General features: G+C 66.0%; 15 protein-coding genes and 1 pseudogene. 9 read left to right on the top strand and 7 right to left on the bottom strand.

The window, feature by feature from the left end; genetic code table 11:
* Positions 1–389 precede the first annotated feature (389 nt).
* Positions 390–752 (top strand): hypothetical protein, encoded by a 363-nt coding sequence (locus tag NA11_RS42700; protein ID WP_069167826.1) that lies wholly within the window; start codon positions 390–392, stop codon positions 750–752.
* Between the two features lie 8 nt (positions 753–760).
* Here the strand turns inward: NA11_RS42700 and NA11_RS46485 are convergent, their stop codons facing one another.
* Positions 761–2,491: a recombinase family protein gene (locus NA11_RS46485; RefSeq protein WP_084655584.1), complete on the bottom strand. Its 1,731-nt coding sequence runs from the start codon at positions 2,489–2,491 to the stop codon at positions 761–763.
* Between the two features lie 20 nt (positions 2,492–2,511).
* Here NA11_RS46485 and NA11_RS42690 point away from each other — a divergent pair, with 20 nt between their 5' ends.
* Positions 2,512–3,246, top strand: a complete 735-nt coding sequence (locus NA11_RS42690; RefSeq protein WP_218023495.1) for a helix-turn-helix transcriptional regulator — start codon at positions 2,512–2,514, stop codon at positions 3,244–3,246.
* Here the strand turns inward: NA11_RS42690 and NA11_RS42685 are convergent.
* Both NA11_RS42685 and rpsT read right to left on the bottom strand, forming a co-directional pair.
* Positions 3,230–3,478 carry a hypothetical protein gene (locus tag NA11_RS42685; protein ID WP_069167824.1) on the bottom strand — a complete coding sequence of 83 codons (249 nt, stop codon included), beginning with the start codon at positions 3,476–3,478 and terminating at the stop codon, positions 3,230–3,232. The two genes, NA11_RS42690 and NA11_RS42685, sit on opposite strands and share 17 nt — an antisense overlap.
* Before the next feature lie 172 nt (positions 3,479–3,650).
* Positions 3,651–3,911, bottom strand: coding sequence for a 30S ribosomal protein S20 (rpsT, locus tag NA11_RS42680; protein ID WP_069167823.1), 261 nt, complete (start codon positions 3,909–3,911; stop codon positions 3,651–3,653).
* A 415-nt stretch (positions 3,912–4,326) separates the two neighbouring features.
* Here rpsT and NA11_RS42675 point away from each other — a divergent pair, with 415 nt between their 5' ends.
* The 4 genes from NA11_RS42675 (at position 4,327) to NA11_RS42660 (ending at position 8,649) form a co-directional block, all read left to right on the top strand.
* Entirely contained in the window at positions 4,327–5,916 is a 1,590-nt protein-coding gene (locus NA11_RS42675) for a circularly permuted type 2 ATP-grasp protein (RefSeq protein WP_245746578.1), read from the top strand.
* The gene (locus tag NA11_RS42670; RefSeq protein ID WP_069167828.1) at positions 5,916–6,887 is read left to right on the top strand and encodes an alpha-E domain-containing protein; all 972 of its coding nucleotides are present in this window, start codon (positions 5,916–5,918) and stop codon (positions 6,885–6,887) included. Before NA11_RS42675 ends, NA11_RS42670 begins: the two co-directional genes overlap by 1 nt.
* A 43-nt stretch (positions 6,888–6,930) precedes the next feature.
* Positions 6,931–7,773, top strand: coding sequence for a transglutaminase family protein (locus tag NA11_RS42665; protein WP_069167821.1), 843 nt, complete (start codon positions 6,931–6,933; stop codon positions 7,771–7,773).
* A gap of 87 nt (positions 7,774–7,860) precedes the next feature.
* Complete coding sequence (locus NA11_RS42660) at positions 7,861–8,649, top strand: aquaporin (protein WP_069167820.1); 789 nt, start codon at positions 7,861–7,863, stop codon at positions 8,647–8,649.
* 54 nt (positions 8,650–8,703) lie between these two features.
* Here NA11_RS42660 and NA11_RS42655 read toward each other — a convergent pair whose 3' ends face one another.
* Entirely contained in the window at positions 8,704–9,255 is a 552-nt protein-coding gene (locus NA11_RS42655; protein ID WP_069167819.1) for a type II toxin-antitoxin system PemK/MazF family toxin, read from the bottom strand.
* A gap of 127 nt (positions 9,256–9,382) precedes the next feature.
* On the opposite strand from NA11_RS42655, the gene lepA reads away from it, so the two are divergent.
* On the top strand, positions 9,383–11,242 hold the full coding sequence (gene lepA / locus NA11_RS42650; RefSeq protein ID WP_069167818.1) for a translation elongation factor 4: 1,860 nt from the start codon (positions 9,383–9,385) through the stop codon (positions 11,240–11,242).
* Positions 11,243–11,348: 106 nt separating this feature from the next.
* On the top strand, positions 11,349–11,933 hold the full coding sequence (locus tag NA11_RS42645) for a Uma2 family endonuclease (protein WP_069167827.1): 585 nt from the start codon (positions 11,349–11,351) through the stop codon (positions 11,931–11,933).
* Here the strand turns inward: NA11_RS42645 and NA11_RS42640 are convergent.
* From NA11_RS42640 to NA11_RS42630, 3 genes are read right to left on the bottom strand one after another with little or no spacing between them, the layout of a single operon-like run.
* Positions 11,914–13,446 carry a sensor histidine kinase gene (locus NA11_RS42640; protein ID WP_245746577.1) on the bottom strand — a complete coding sequence of 511 codons (1,533 nt, stop codon included), beginning with the start codon at positions 13,444–13,446 and terminating at the stop codon, positions 11,914–11,916. The two genes, NA11_RS42645 and NA11_RS42640, sit on opposite strands and share 20 nt — an antisense overlap.
* Positions 13,443–14,135: a response regulator transcription factor gene (locus NA11_RS42635; protein WP_069167817.1), complete on the bottom strand. Its 693-nt coding sequence runs from the start codon at positions 14,133–14,135 to the stop codon at positions 13,443–13,445. Before NA11_RS42635 ends, NA11_RS42640 begins: the two co-directional genes overlap by 4 nt.
* Positions 14,136–14,158: 23 nt before the next feature.
* Positions 14,159–14,554: a hypothetical protein gene (locus NA11_RS42630; RefSeq protein ID WP_069167816.1), complete on the bottom strand. Its 396-nt coding sequence runs from the start codon at positions 14,552–14,554 to the stop codon at positions 14,159–14,161.
* A gap of 395 nt (positions 14,555–14,949) precedes the next feature.
* Here NA11_RS42630 and NA11_RS46240 point away from each other — a divergent pair.
* Positions 14,950–16,206, top strand: a pseudogene (locus NA11_RS46240) (hypothetical protein); the annotation flags it as partial.

Genomic DNA, 16,206 nt, shown 5'->3' with positions numbered 1-16,206 from the left:
GCAAGCAACCTTTAAAGATATCCGAAAGCAACGATTTTCGAGGCGACATCACCCCGAGATGCAAGATGTCTGAGCATTGAATGGTGAGGGTATACGAGGGTGGGGTATAGGAGTGGTGGGTGAGAATGGGTGCGTGAGTGAGGCATAGAGCGGGTGCGGGTGAGTGGAGTGCGGGAGTGGGTAGCGGCGAAGTGTGGGTGGTGGGCTCGTCGGCTGGGTGGTGAGGTGAGTCCCGGTGGAACCGGCGCATGCTGAGCGGCGCGCGCTGCCCGCGCGACAAACGGGAGCCTGGGCGCTCGAGCTGGGCACTGTTGATCGACATGCATACTGGAGAATAGGAGAACCAGGCGAGACGACCAGCAGGGGTGCAGGTTAGGAGTTGAACAACCATGTCCCCCAGCAGGAAAACTCGCGCATCCGCTGTCGCGTGTTCGAGCAAACAGGACGGTGCGGGCATCACGCCCGCCACCCCGGCCGATGACCGCGACGCCTCGGCAACCGAGAACGGGCCAACCACCGACAGCGGGAAGCAAGCGACCCAGCGGCCTGGTGCGCGTGAGGGCACTCCCGGCCAAGGGCTGGCGCTGATCGGTCCCACGAGTGAGGCCACGCGCCGGATGGTCGCCGAAAGCCGTGCACGGCAAGGGCTCACGCCCTACATCAACGACCCGCACGTGATCGAATCACTGGCGCTGTTCCTGCGCCACGCGCTCGACACCCTCGACCGCGACAGCGGGCGCGGGGACCGCTGACGTGGCTCTCAGAGATCCCGCCACAAGATCTCGACCGAGGATTTGTCGAAACGCCACTTCTTGCCGGTCTGATCGACCCACGAGGCGGCGTAGACACGGGCGGACCGCACGATCACCTTCTCGATAAGGCGTGCGGCTGCCTCGTGCTGCCACCGCGCCCCCTTGTGCTTCCAGGCCTTGCGCAGCTCGCCGTTTTTGCCGATGTCGGCCAACACTGCGAGCGCTTGCGCGCTGCGCAGCGAATTCTGTTCGGCGCGAAGTTCTTTCAACGTTTGCTTCAGGTTAGCTATAGTGCGTTCGATCACGCGCAAGTCGTCCTCGTCCCCGGCACCGGACAGAACGGCGGCGCGCTGGTCGGTCTCGGCGTCGAGATTGCCCGCAGTGACCTCGATCCGTTTCTGAAGCCCCGCGATGCGTTCGGCGTTGTCGTTGCCGCGATCCAACCGGGCGATGATCTTCGGGTCCTCATACACCGCGATCACCGCCTGTGCGACATAGGTTTCCAGCGCGCCCGCGTCCCGATACACCCGCCCGCACCCGCACACCTGCCGCGCCGCGTTCTTCTGCTTGCAGCCATAGCGGCGCTGGATCGCCTTGCTGCCGTTCTTGCGCTTGCGCTCGAGAGTCGAACCGACCATCCACGAACCGCAGTACTCACCCGCGCGCTCGGTGGTCTCGGCCCAGGTCCCGCCGCACTCGACCAACCCCGTCAGCCAGTATTCCCCGTTGCGCTGGCGGGGGCGGTCCTTGTCGATGCCACGGCGGTGAGACCGCAAACCGGCCCGCATCGCGTCATGCTCGGCGCGGGTGAAGATCGCGGGCCACTGGGCGCGGTGGCGGGTACCGGTGCGCGCGTGCACACGAATGCCATTGCCTTCCGGATTCTTCAAGCACTCGCAGCGTCGGCCGTGAGCGTCGGTGTGCTCACCCAGGTCATAGGCCACATACGCCTCCAACAACAATTGGTCAGCCAGATCGCCCACCCGCCACAACCCACCCCCGGTCCTGGTGATCCCGCGACGGTTCCAATCGGTGACGATCGTTGTCTGCGATTCGCCGTTGATCACCCGGTCGCGTCCCTCGTGCAGGATCGCGACCTCGGAATCACGCAACTCGCTGCGGTCCAACACATCAGCCCCGGTCAGCGGATGCACTCCGACCACGCGCCCGTAACCGAACCGGCGCAAACCACCCTGCATCACCCCCTTGGCGGCTTCCTCGCTCATCCGGTCGAGCAGATTTTCGGTGTTCACCTCGCGGTACTCGGCAGCCTCGGCCACCTTCACCATGAAATTCTTCCGCCCCGCACCCGTGGTGAGGTCGTAGTCGCTGTCCTTGACGAACAAATACCGCACGTCCTCGTCGCGGCCGAGTTTCATCAACTCGTTGCCCAGGTCGTAATCACGGGTCAACCGCGCCACATCACGAGCCAGCGTGGCCTTCGACGGACCCGCCGTCACCAACCGCAGCAACTCACGCAACCCCGGCCGATCCGCGTCCGCACCCGACAGATCGTTGTCACACAAGATCCGCGCCAACGCCAACCCCTTGCGCTCGGCGTAAGCAACCTGGCTCTTGGCCTGCAACTGCACGCCCTCGGCACGGTCCTTCTCATCCCGCGAGATCCGCACATAGCCGTACACCCACTCGGAAGGATCGATACCGGCAACCGAAACAGCAAGGGCCGCATTGATTTCCGCCAACCAGCCAGGATCGGTAAGGAGCTTCGTTCGCGTCATAACCCCAGGATAAGGACGTAGTGTATAGCTACTATCTCGCTGGGGTCAGCACCGACTACATCGTCCGGTTGGAGCAGGGGCGTGGTCTGCGCCCCTCGGTGGACGTGCTGGAGGCCTTGTCGCGGGCGCTGCGGTTGGACACCGACGAGCGCGCCTATCTGTTCGATCTGGCCAAGCAGCGGCAGCCGCACGCGGGAAAGCCGAGCACGGAGCCGGCGCCCGCGCTGACCATGCTGATGGACGATCTCGCGCCGCTACCGGCGATGGTGATCAATCACCGCTACGACGTCCTGGCGTGGAATCGGGAGATGGCGCGGCTGGTGATCGATTTCGAGTCGCTGCCGCCGCGGCAGCGCAACTCCATGTGGATCTGCCTGATGGAGCCGAGCCTGCGGGATTTCTACGTGGAGCGGGAGCGCACCATCAGCGAGGGCATCGCCGATCTGCGTGCCGCGTGGGCGGCGCATCCCGATGATCAAGTCCTTGCCGACCTGATCGCGGAGTTCAGTGCGCACAGCACCGAGTTCGCACAAGCGTGGGCCAGACACGACGTCAAGGTCCAGGGCCGCGGCGCCAAACCGCTGCGGCACCCGGTCGTCGGTCGGCTGGTTGTCAATTACGAGGCGTTGATGCCGGTCCAGGATCCCGATCAGCGCATCATCATCTATCGCGCCGCAGATCGGGATTCCCAGACGGCGCTGGACCGGCTGGCGGCCGATCCAGCGCCCTCGGTGGAGGTCATTCCACCGAGCTGAGCACTAGCTCTTCTTCCTCGTCTGCTTCGTCGTACTTGCCGTCCCAGTCGTCGTAGACAGGGACTTCGTCGTCCCGCGTGACGACCCACTCCAGCGAGTAGTTGCCCTCATCGTCGATGGGAACCATCACGTTCTCGATCTTCACTCCGATCCCCAGCACCTCGGCTGCGCGGATGACATCCGGCAGATCCTCGCCGCGGACCACGGTCTGATTGGCGTACACGGTAACCATGCGCCGAATGGTAGCTGGAACCACCGACAGCCTGTGGGCCGATCCCGAATCCCCGGAGATGAATAGTCGGGGGCGGCGTGGCCTGGTATAGGCACGACAAAAGCCGCCGTGGTCGTCGAGGCCACGGCGGCTGCGTCAGTGCCTGCGGTACCGGAAGTCGGTACCGAAAAAATCAGATCTTGTTCAGAGCCAGCGCGAGGGCCGACTTCTTGTTGGCGGCCTGGTTGGCGTGGATGACGCCCTTCGAGGCGGCCTTGTCGAGCTTGCGGCTCGCGAACTGAAGCTGCGCGGCGGCCTTTTCCTTGTCGCCTGCCGCAGCGGCTTCCCGGAAGCTGCGGATCGCGGTGCGCAGCGCGGACTTGACCGACTGGTTACGCTTGCGCGCTTCCTCGTTGGTACGGATCCGCTTCAACTGGGACTTGATGTTGGCCACGCCTGTTTCCTCGTGTTCCTGTCGCTGAGTGGTTTGTCTGGAAAGTTCTACGCGTGCGTCGCACCTGGGTGAACGGGTCACGCAACGCCGAAAGTCGAGGGTACCAGCCGCCGGTCGGCGCACGAAATCGACGCCCGGCCGACGGGGCGGAAGACACCGACCGGTCGGTGCAAAGACCGGATCGCCGCAGGTTTCTGGCCGAGTGATGCAAGAAATTTACCTGTGTCACACACTGCATTGCCGCTGCATGTAGCACGATTTTTGCATGACTCCCGCCTCTCTGCCACGCATGGCGCGATCGGTCGAAAACGGACTGGTTGGTACTAACGGGCGGGCGGCCGGAAACGGCAAAATCGCCCATTCCGGGCTATTCGAAGGTTATCGACCCGGCCGCTACGCCGACGCCTTCGACGAGATGTTCGACGGCACCGGCCGAGTGCGGCAGCCCTACAAGGGATTGTTCGCCGCACTCGCACCGATCGATGTCGCGGACCTGGCCGCGCGCTCGGCCGCGCTGGACCGCGCCTTCATCGATCAGGGCATCACGTTCTCCCTCTCCGGCCAGGAACGACCGTTCCCGCTGGATCTGGTGCCGCGGGTGATCGCGGCCGCCGAATGGGCCAAATTGGAGCGTGGCATCAAACAGCGGGTGATCGCGCTGGAGCTGTTCCTCGCCGATGTCTACGGCGAGCAGAACATCCTGCGGGACGAGGTGATCCCGAAACGCCTGGTCACCTCGTGCAAACACTTCCATCGCGAGGCCGCGGGCCTGGTACCGCCCAACGGCGTGCGCATCCACGTGGCAGGCATCGACCTGATCCGGGACGAGCGCGGCGACTTCCGCGTCCTGGAAGACAATCTGCGCTCCCCGTCCGGGGTGTCCTACGTCATGGAGAACCGGCGCACGATGGCGCGGGTCTTCCCCGACCTGTTCTCCTCGCACCGGGTGCGCGCGGTCGGCGACTACCCCGGCCACCTGCTCGCCGCGCTGCGCGCCTCGGCCGCGCCGAACGAGGCCGACCCGACGGTGGTGGTGCTGACCCCCGGTGTGTACAACTCGGCGTACTTCGAGCACTCGCTGCTGGCCAGGCAGATGGGCGTGGAACTGGTCGAGGGGCGCGACCTGTTCTGCCGCGACAACGTCGTGTACATGCGAACCACGGCAGGCGAGCGGCAAGTCGACGTGATCTACCGCCGGATCGACGACACCTTCCTCGATCCGATGCACTTCCGGCCCGATTCGGTGCTCGGCGTCGCAGGCCTGCTGAACGCGGCGCGGGCAGGCAACGTGGTCATCTCCAGCGCGGTCGGCAACGGCGTCGGCGACGACAAGCTGATCTACGCCTACGTGCCGACGATCATCGAGTACTACCTCAACGAGAAGCCGGTGCTGCCGAACGTCGACACCTACCGGTGCTGGCTCGACGACGAGCGCGACGAGGTGCTCGACCGGATCGCCGAGCTGGTGATCAAACCGGTCGAGGGTTCCGGCGGCTACGGCATCGTCATCGGACCCGACGCGACGCCGCGGGAGCTGGAGGCGGCACGGCGCCGGATCAAGGCGGACCCGCGTGGTTGGGTCGCTCAGCCGGTGGTGCAGTTGTCGACGGTGCCGACGAAGATCGGCAACGAGCTGGTGCCGCGCCACGTCGATCTGCGGCCGTTCGCGGTCAACGACGGCGAGGAGGTCTGGGTGCTGCCCGGCGGTCTCACCAGGGTGGCGCTGCCCGAGGGGTCGCTGGTGGTCAATTCCAGTCAGGGCGGCGGCAGCAAGGACACCTGGGTGCTGTCGGGGCGCGACTCGCTGGCCGATCGGGAACTGGCCGGTGCCGAGCTGGTCAGCGATCCGCCGCAATCGGATTCGCGCGAGGTGGGTCGTGATCTGACGGCCTCGCAGGCGAATCAGCAACAGCAGCAACAACAGCAGGAGCAGCGCCAGTCGATGGGCGGGCAGACACAGCGGCAGTCACCGGGCGGCCAATCGCAGTGGCAGGTGATGCGCTGATGCTGGCCCGTAACGCGGAATCCCTGTACTGGATCGGCCGATACGTCGAACGCGCCGACGACACCGCGCGCATCCTCGACGTCGCGGTGCACCAGCTGCTCGAGGACGCGACCGTCGACCCGGACCGCACCTCCCGAGTCTTGTTGCGAGTGCTCGGCATCGAGCCACCCGACGGCATCCTCGATGTCTGGTCGGTCACCGACCTGGTCGCCTTCTCCCACGACGGCGGCTCGATTACCGACTCGATCGCCAACGCACGCGAAAACGCCAGGGGTGCACGGGAAGTCACCTCGAGCGAGATGTGGGAATGCTTGAACGCCACCTACATCGGCCTCGCCGTCGCGGAAAAGGCGGCCCGCAGCCTCGGCCCGCACGAGTTCTTCCACTACGTGCAGGACCGCGCCGCCATGTTCGCCGGACTCTCCGACTCCACCCTGAGCCGCGACGACGGCTACCGCTTCCTGCTCCTCGGCCGCTCCATCGAACGCGTCGATATGACTGTGCGCCTTCTGCTTTCCCGTGCGGGTGACCGGACGTCCTCGCCGGCCTGGGTGACCGTGCTTCGCTCGGCGGGTGCACACGACACCTACCTGCGCACCCACCGCGGCGCACTGGACGCCAACCTGGTCGCCGAATTCATCCTGCTCGACCGGCTTTTCCCGCGTTCGGTGTTCCATTCGGTGCGGGTGGCGGAGAACTGCCTCACCGAACTGGATCAGCGCCCGAGCAGCCGTGTCGGGGCGCGGCACGAGGCGCAGCGCCTGCTCGGTCGTGCCCGCAGCGAGCTCGAATTCCTGCCGCCCGGTGTGCTGTTGGAGGACCTGCAGAATCGGCTGCTTTCGCTGCAGAAGACCTGCCGTGAGGTCAGCGAGGCCATCGCGCTGCAGTACTTCCACGCCGCGCCGTGGGTGGCCTGGACCGATCTGCACAGCAGTCGCGACGGCCAGGTACAGGTGGAGGGGGAGCTATGAGGGCACGCAGCGAGCGAACAACGAACACGGCCGAGGTGCGGACATGAGCTGGCGAATCCGGGTGGTGCACACCACCGGCTATGTCTACGACGCACCGGTCACCCGGTCCTTCAACGAGGCGAGGCTGACGCCGCGCGCCGACAGCAGGCAGAACGTGATCCTCAACCGCGTCGAGACCGCGCCGTCCACCCGGTCCTATCGCTACACCGACTACTGGGGCACCGCGGTCACCGCGTTCGACTTGCACGCTCCGCATACCGAATTGGAGGTCACCGGCTCATCGGTGGTGGAAACCGAACCGTTCACCGCGCCCGCCGAGGAATGGGACTGGGATCGGTTGCGCACCGGGCAGATTGCCGACCGCTTCGACGAAATGCTCGCGCCGACCGCCTATGTGCCGTCCGATCGCAAGCTGGGCACCATCGCCAAGCAACTGGCCAAAGGTCTGCCGCCAGGGAAAGCCGTTGTCCGCGCTGCCGAATGGGTGCACCGGGAAATGGACTATGTCGGCGGCACCACCTCGGTGCACACCTCGGCGGTGCAGGCGTTCGCCGATCGCCAAGGCGTCTGCCAGGATTACGCGCACCTGACCCTGGTGTTGTTGCGCAGCATGGGAATTCCCAGCCGCTACGTCTCGGGTTATCTGCACCCGAATCCGGACGCCGAGACCGGCGTGACGGTGGCGGGACAATCGCACGCCTGGGTGGAGGCGTGGACCGGGATGTGGTGGGGCTACGACCCGACCAACAACATCGCCATCAACGAACAACACGTGTCGGTCGGTGTCGGCCGCGATTACGCGGATGTGCCGCCGTTGAAGGGCATCTTTTCCGGAGGTGGCTCGACCGACCTCGATGTCGTTGTAGAGATCACCCGTCTGGCGTAGCGTCCTGAGCAACTCCGTTGATCTTGAACGGCACTTTTTTCGCAGGTACCACGGCTGGCAACTCCCTGGAACGCGGAAGGTGGACAGATGGCTCCAACGGCTCAAGAACTAGTCGAAGAGGTAGCCGAACTCCGGCTGATCCCCGACAGCAAGAAATGGGGTGCCGAGGCACTCGGCACCTTCATCCTGGTGATCGGCGGCGTCGGAACGGCGGTGCTGGCGGGGGACCGGGTCGGCGCGCTCGGCGTTGCCCTTGCCTTCGGCCTCACGCTGTTGTTCCTCGTGTACGCGATCGGGCCGATCTCCGGCTGCCACGTCAATCCGGCGGTGACGGTGGGTCATCTGCTGCTCGGTCGGATCGGGACGGTCACCGCGGCCGGGTACGTGATCGCGCAGCTGATCGGCGGATTCGTCGGCGGGCTCGTGTTGTTCGCGCTGGCGAAGAACCTGCCGTCCTATGACCGGGCGGTCAACGGGCTCGGCGCGAACGGATGGGGTGCGCACAGTCCGTCGGCCACGATCGGCGCGCTCAGCCCGGCGGTCGTGGAGAACGGGTACGGGATCGCCGCGATGATCATCATCGAGGTGATGCTCACTGCTCTGCTGGTGTTCGTGGTGCTCGCCTCGACCGATCAGCTGTCGGACGTGCCGCTGGCAGGCCTGTCGATCGGCGTGACCCTCGCGGTCATCCACCTGATCTCGATCCCGGTGGACAACACCTCGGTCAACCCGGCCCGCAGCCTCGCCGTCGCCCCGTATCAAGACGGTGCGATGTCCCAGGTCTGGGCCTTCATCCTGTTTCCCCTGATCGGCGGCGCGCTCGGCGCACTGCTCTACGGCCTGCTGTTCGGCCGCTCCCGCAACATGATCTCCTGATCCATCGACGACGCCGGGGCGCGGACACACCGCGGCCCGGCGTTTCGTTTCTGTTCAGTGCCAGGCGTATTCGGCGCACAGTCGGTGCGCAACCAGGTCGAAAGTCTTGCGCGGCAAGATCGCTCCCTCGCGCCGGATGCCGTCCTCCGGCACATCCAAGACACGGTCCAAGCGAACCCAGCTCGGCCTGCCTTCGGCATCCCAACTGCCGCTGCCGATTCCGACCCAGTTCGGGTCGTGCGCCCGGTCCGTCTTCGACGACAGCATCAAGCCGAGCAGTGTCCTGCGGTCGCGCCCGACCACCAGCACCGGCCGATCCTTGCCGTTGCTGGGATCTTCCTCGTAAGGCACCCAGGTCCAGACGATTTCACCCGGATCGGCGCGCCCGTCCAGGTGCGGTGAGTACACGATCTGCCGAGCGCGTTCGGCCGTCGGCACCGGCGTCGACGCGGTGGGCCTGACCTTGACCTGGTGTGTGCGGCGCTGTGCGAGCGAGCCGACCAGGCGCTCCACCAACTTCGGTCCCTGCTGCCTGACGATCTTGGGACCCTGCTCCTTCGCGATAAGTCCGAGCTGCTTGCCGAGAGAGTTCCAACTGCGGGCCATCATCGCAATATAACGGCGTACGCCCGTCTTCTCATCCGCGCTGACCGGCCGACGGCGCGCTTGGCCACACCAGTGGCAGAACCTTCGCAGAGCTCATGGGACGATAGACCGCAGCTTACCGATACCCATGAGGAGTGGAGTGCCCGCCAGCTTCGCCGACACGACGTTCACCGATCCGTCGCGGATCCGGAACTTCTGCATCATCGCGCACATCGATCACGGCAAGTCGACGCTGGCCGATCGCATGTTGCAGCTGACCGGTGTGGTCGAAGAACGGCAGATGCGCGCCCAGTACTTGGACCGAATGGATATCGAGCGCGAGCGCGGTATCACCATCAAGGCGCAGAACGTGCGCCTGCCGTGGCAGGTCGACGGCACCGATTACGTGCTGCACCTGATCGATACGCCCGGCCACGTCGACTTCACCTACGAGGTGTCGCGCGCGCTGGAGGCGTGTGAGGGCGCGGTGCTGCTTGTCGACGCGGCGCAGGGCATCGAGGCGCAGACGCTGGCGAACCTGTATCTGGCGCTGGACAAAGATCTGACGATCATCCCGGTGCTGAACAAGATCGACCTGCCCGCCGCCGACCCGGACCGCTACGCGGGCGAGATCGCGCACATCATCGGCTGTGAGCCCGACGACGTGCTTCGCGTCTCGGGCAAGACCGGGGTCGGCGTCCCGGAACTGCTCAACGAGGTGATCAAGACGGTCCCCGCGCCCGTCGGCGATTCCGACGCGCCGGCCCGCGCGATGATCTTCGACTCGGTCTACGACACCTACCGCGGCGTGGTCACCTACGTCCGCGTGGTGGACGGCCGGATCGTGCCGCGCGAGAAGATCAAGATGATGTCCACCGGCGCGACGCACGAACTGCTCGAGGTCGGCATCGTCTCCCCGGAGCCCAAGCCGACGCAGGGTCTCGGCGTCGGCGAGGTCGGCTACCTGATCACCGGCGTGAAGGACGTGCGCCAGTCGAAGGTCGGTGACACGGTGACGGCCGCCCGCAACGGCGCCACCGAACCGCTCACCGGCTACCGCGAACCGCGCCCGATGGTGTACTCCGGCCTCTACCCGGTGGACGGCTCGGACTACCCCGACCTGCGCGACGCCCTGGACAAGCTGCAGCTCAACGATGCCGCGCTGACCTACGAGCCGGAAACCTCGGTGGCACTCGGCTTCGGCTTCCGCTGTGGCTTCCTCGGCCTGCTGCACATGGAGATCACCAGGGAGCGCTTGCAGCGCGAGTTCGACCTCGATCTGATCTCCACCGCACCGAACGTGGTGTACCGGGTGGAGATGGAGGACGGCAGCGAGCATGTCGTCACCAACCCGTCGTACTGGCCGGAAGGCAAGGTGCGCAACGTCTTCGAGCCGGTGGTGAAGTGCACGGTGATCTCGCCGAGCGAGTTCATCGGTTCGATCATGGAGCTGTGCCAGCAGCGCCGCGGCGAACTCGGCGGCATGGACTACCTGTCGGAGACCCGCGTCGAGCTGCGCTACACCATGCCGATGGCCGAGATCATCTTCGACTTCTTCGACTCGTTGAAGTCGCGCACCCGCGGCTACGCCAGCCTTGATTACGAAGAGTCGGGCGAGCAGGCCGCGCAGCTGGTCAAGGTGGACATCCTGTTGCAGGGTGAGGCGGTCGACGCGTTCTCCGCCATCGTGCACAAGGACGCCGCCCAGGCCTACGGCCACAAGATGACCACCAAGCTGCGCGAGCTCATCCCGCGCCAGCAGTTCGAGGTGCCCATCCAGGCCGCCATCGGCTCGAAAATCATTGCCCGCGAAAACATCCGCGCTATCCGCAAGGACGTGCTCGCCAAGTGCTACGGCGGCGACATCAGCCGCAAGCGCAAGCTGCTGGAGAAGCAGAAGGAAGGCAAGAAGCGGATGAAGACCATCGGCCGCGTCGAGGTCCCGCAGGAAGCGTTCGTTGCTGCACTGTCCTCGGATGCCGCCTCGGACAAGCCGAAGGGCAAGTAGAGCGTCGATCCGGCATGCGTCGGCGAATCGAGAGATAATGCCTGATAGGTGGTGAGCTATGAGGCAGAATACGTCGGCGAGCGGTGCTGAACCAGGGAGGATGGCGATGACTGCGGTGCAAGAGGACACATTCCTCACGGAGGAGTTCGAGGCGATCGAACGCGCGGCGGCCCGCGAACTCGAAGGGGTCCAGCTCGAGCTGATCGACGGACGAATGGGGGTCAAACGAATGCCCGACGGTGACCACAGTGAGATTCTCAACTGGTTGCTGATGCTGTTCATGCCGCTGAATCCGAAGCTGTTCCTGTATGTCACCGGGCAAGGCTTGGCCGTCGGGCAGTATCGAAAGGGGCGAGCACGTCCCGATGGCATTCTGGCCCCACGAGGTGCGTTCCGCGGGGCAGGTGAATGGGCGTCGGCTGATGAGGTTGTGATGGCTGTCGAGGTGACGTCACATGATTCTGATACCAGTAGGCGTGATCGGGTGGACAAGCCTGTTGCCTACGCCCAGGCGGGCATTCCGATCTACTTACTGATCGATCGTGACCAGGGTCAGGTCGTCGTTTACACCCAGCCTGACAGTGACGGCTACAAAGATGTGCACGGTTACGCCATCGGACGTCAGATCACGTTACCTGCGCCGATTGATATCACCATTGACACGGAAGAACTCAAAGACTTCGCTGACTGAGGCTTAGGCCTTCTCGAGTTTCGATGAGTACTCGCAGGCGGGTTCCACCCATCGGGCTTCTGGCGAGTTCTGCTGTGCCGGAATGGAGTTCGGCCTGTTGGCGGACGAGGGCCAGGCCGAGGCCGGAGCCGGGGGAGCCGGGGCCTTTGACGAAGCGGTCGAAGGCCTTGGGGCGCATGGCGTCCGGGATGCCTTTGCCGTCGTCGTCGATGAGGATTTCCACTGTGTTGTCCGGCGTTGGGATGACGGTGACGTGGACAGTGTCGGCGTGGCCGTGCTGGACGGCGTTGGTGACCGCGTTGGTGACGATCAGCATGAGGCCGCCGGGGATGCCGGTCACGGTGATGGGTTCGCAGGCGGTGAGCTCGATCTGCACGGCGGGATGGCGGCGTTGCGCGTCTTGTACTGCGCGGTCGAGGGTTTCGCACAGGTCGAAGGGTTCGAAGACGTCGGGTTCGGTGAGCTCGCCGACGGCGAGGCGCTCCAGGTCGGTGAGGGTGTTCTCGATCTGTTGTTCGGCGAAGAGGAGCTCGTTGAGGATGGTGCCGCGCTGGTCGGCGGGAATCTCCTTGGTGGCCAACACTTGTAGGTCGGTGCGCAGCGCGGTGAGCGGGGTGCGCAGCTCGTGGGCGCAGACGGCGGCGAAGTCGCGGGCGCTGGTCAGTGCTCGGTTGGTGGCGTGGTGTGCGGCCTCCAACCTGGTGAGCATGCGGGTGATGGCGTCGGAGAGCTCTTCGGCCTCCCTGGCGCCGCGGCCGGACAGCGGCGGCAGCTTTTCCAGGGTGTCGATGCCGTGGGTGGCGGTGGCCAGCTTGCGCAGTGGACGCGCGGCATAGCCCGCCAGGAACCAGCCGAGCAGCGCGGCGACCAGCGCGCCCGCCACGCCGATGCCGAGGCCGACCAGCTGGCTGCGATGAATGGCGGAGGCGACGGCGTCGCGGTTGGGGTCGAGCGTCACCAGCACACCGGGCAGGCCGTCGACCCGGGCAAGTGCGGTGTCGTTGGGTAAACGGATTGTCTCCGATGGTAATCCGGGCAAGTCGACCGCAGGTCCCTCGGTCGGCACCCGGTACGCAGGCACGTGCGGGGGTAGTGGGTCGGTGGTCCCGCGGGCTGCGGGTGTTTGCGTCGGCATCAAGTCTGGAGATCCTGGAACCGCAGGCGCAGGCTCGGGAGATCCTTGAACAGAGGGTGCCAGCTCAGGAGATCCTTGGACCGTGGGGGTTTGTGGGGGCGTCAGGCCTGGCGATCCTTGACTCTCGGGCACTTGGTCCGCAGGCACCCCCGCCACGTTCGGCGGCGCAGGCGGCGCGGCCGGCGCAGGCACTCCAGGAACATCTTTCAGGCCGGGCGCGACCCGCACCGCCATCGATGAGACGGTCTCGTCCAGCTGTCGCTCGCCGCTCGCGTTCAGCAACGCGGCGAACGTGATGGTGAGAGTGAGCGCGACCAGCGCGGCGATCACGCCGGAAACCAGCGCTACCCGAGTCCGCAGGGACGGTGAACGTTTCACGGCTGCTCCCGCAGGACGAATCCGACGCCGCGCACGGTGTGCACTACCCGCGGTGCACCGGTCGCCTCCATCTTGCGGCGCAAGTAGGAGACGAAGACGTCGACCACATTGGTGTCGGTGGCGAAGTCGTAACCCCATACCGCGGAAAGGATCTGCTCGCGGCCGAGCACGATCCCCGGATGCTCGGCGAGCATGGCGAGGAGTTCGAATTCGCGTTTGGTGAGCTCGACCGGCAGGCCCGCGGCCAGCACCCGGTGCCCGGCCAGATCGATCTGCACCTGGCCGACCCGTACGGACGCGCTCGCCGGTTCGGGGGTGGTCACCCGGCGGCGCAACAGCGCGCGCAGCCGGGCAACCAGTTCGCCGAGATCGAAGGGCTTGGTGAGGTAGTCGTCGGCGCCGCGTTCGAGGCAGGCGATGCGGTCGGTCACCGCGCTGCGTGCGCTGAGCACACAGATCGGGATGTCGTTGCCCATCGCCCGCAGCGCGGTGACCACGCCCTCACCGTCGAGGTTCGGCATGTTGACGTCCAACACCATCGCGTCGGGTGTCGTGGCACGGACCATGGCCAGCGCTTCGGCACCGTCGCCCGCGGTGACCACTTCGAAATCGGAGAGCTCGAGCCCGCGTCGCAACGACGCGAGCACACGAACCTCGTCGTCCACGACCAAGATCCGGTGTCCGGTCATGGATCAACACTAGTCCCGGCCGGTCAGCGAACGCTGGCGACGACGCACGAGTCGTCGAGCGGCGTCGCGGGCACGGCGTCGGCAGGCAGTTCACGCTCGATCGTCACCCACGGACCGTCGCCTTCGGGAGTCGTGATCACCACGGTGCCGTCCCCGTCTGCTTGCGCGCAGATGACCGGCTGGCCGGGAACAGTCGGGAGGGGGAGGGCAGGCTGTCCGGGAACCGCCGGCTGAGCGGGACGGGCAGGCTGGGCGGGCACGGCAGGGGCGACCTGGATGCTCGGACCGTGATCCGGCGCGGCAGGCAGCGGCTGCGCCGATGCGGCACCCGCCAAGCCTGCGACCACGGCGGCAGTGAGGGCGGTCCCGCTGAGCACCGCCGCGATGCGAGCGCTGTGGCGTCCGATGAGTGCGGTCATGAGGGGTGTCTCCTTCAGATCGATGAAGCCGACCGGGTTGGTCCGACGAAATCGACGGTAGGGAGCCGATCTTCACCGCTCCTTGAGCGTTCGTTAGAGATCTGTGAGGTATTGCTGACGTCAATGTGATGGGTGGTGCTGCGCGTCGTGCGAGGGTGGTGGTGTTGAACCTGGTCACGTGCGGATCGGTGGCTGCGACCGGTTCGGTTGGGCCCTAGAAATAGGGCTTCCGTTCTGATTTTCCGGATGGCAAGGTTGTCTTGCTCGCCGCCGACGGAGTCTCTAGTCTCCTGGAGAATGTGACAGTCGGGTTTTCCCGAAATATTGTTAGGTGATCTTCACGCGTGGTGGGGAATGGTGAAGATGGGCTGTTGGTACCCGAGAGTGGAGTTTTCATGACGCGTGACCTGCCCTTCGATGACAACACCGAGGCAGCCGAGCACGCGGGTGACACCGCCTACCGGGTCGCCACCGGTGTCGCGCGAGTCGCGCGCGCGGGCGCCTACGTCACCGGTGGTGCGCTGATCGCCGCGAACAGCGGCGGTGTTCCTGCCGCACCTGGTTCCCGGCTGGACAGCTGGAACGCGGGCTGGGCGCACAACAGCGACCCGGAGCCGGACGCGCCGTCCCCGGTCATCACCTTCCCGGAACTCGTGGTGGAACCCACACCGCTGAACCAGCCACACGCATCGAACCTGCCTGTCGCCCACAGCGGCCCCGGTTTCACGCTCCCCGGCACCTCGGGGCCGGTGCAGCTGCCCGACCTCGAGGGCGAGTACTACGGCACCGACGCGGGTCTGCTCGGCCTGTCCGGCACGGACGCGGATAGCGGGATGCGGCTGTCGAACTCGCCCAACGGCCTCGACGCGGACGATCATCCTGGCACCGCGTCCGCCTATGCTCTCGACGAGCCAGGCGGTCAAGGCTTCGGGCTGCCCGGTCACGGGCTCGGCCGGGCCGGGCACGGCTTCGGCCAGCCGGACACCGACGGCTTCACCGGACCGGACTCCGGTGCGTTCGACCTGCTCGGCACGGACTCCACCCGGGCAGCAGGCGATGGCCTGTTCGGCGGTGACGGCTTGTTCAGGGGCGATGGTCCGTTCGGCGGCGATGGTCCGTTCGGCGGCGACGGCCCGTTCGGTGGTGACGGCCTGTTCGACGGCGGCGGCCCGCTGGGCGGTGATGGTCCGTTCGACGGTCATGGTCCGTTCGGCGAGGACGGCCTGTTCGACGGTGACGGCCCGTTCATCGGCATCACGAACAAGCCGATCGGCGATGGCTTCTTCTTCGGCGTCACCTCGGACCCGGTCAGCGACGACTTCATCGGCATCACCTTCGGGGAGTTCGACTCCGACCAACTCGGCGACCAGCTCGACGAGTTCACCGACTTCTTCCGCAGAAGCCTGGACGTGTCCGACGGCCCGCAGGCAGCGACCGATGCGGCGATGCCGGGCCACGGCACCCCGGGAGTGGCCAGTGGCCTGACGACGTCAGGGACGTCAACGAGCCACTCGCACCAGACCAATCAGGCGCCCGCGCCGAGCGCCGCACCGCAGCCCCTGGCACAGCCGTTCGCTGCCCCCGCGCCGATCGCGCCCGTCGTGGTGGTGCCTGCGGTGGCCGCGCCTGCCGTGGCCGCCCCGGCGGCGGCC

Source organism: Nocardia altamirensis NBRC 108246 (assembly GCF_001612685.1).
Lineage (GTDB): Bacteria > Actinomycetota > Actinomycetes > Mycobacteriales > Mycobacteriaceae > Nocardia > Nocardia altamirensis.
The sequence above is the reverse complement of the archived record's forward strand: the minus strand, read 5'-3'. Positions and strand labels throughout refer to the sequence as shown.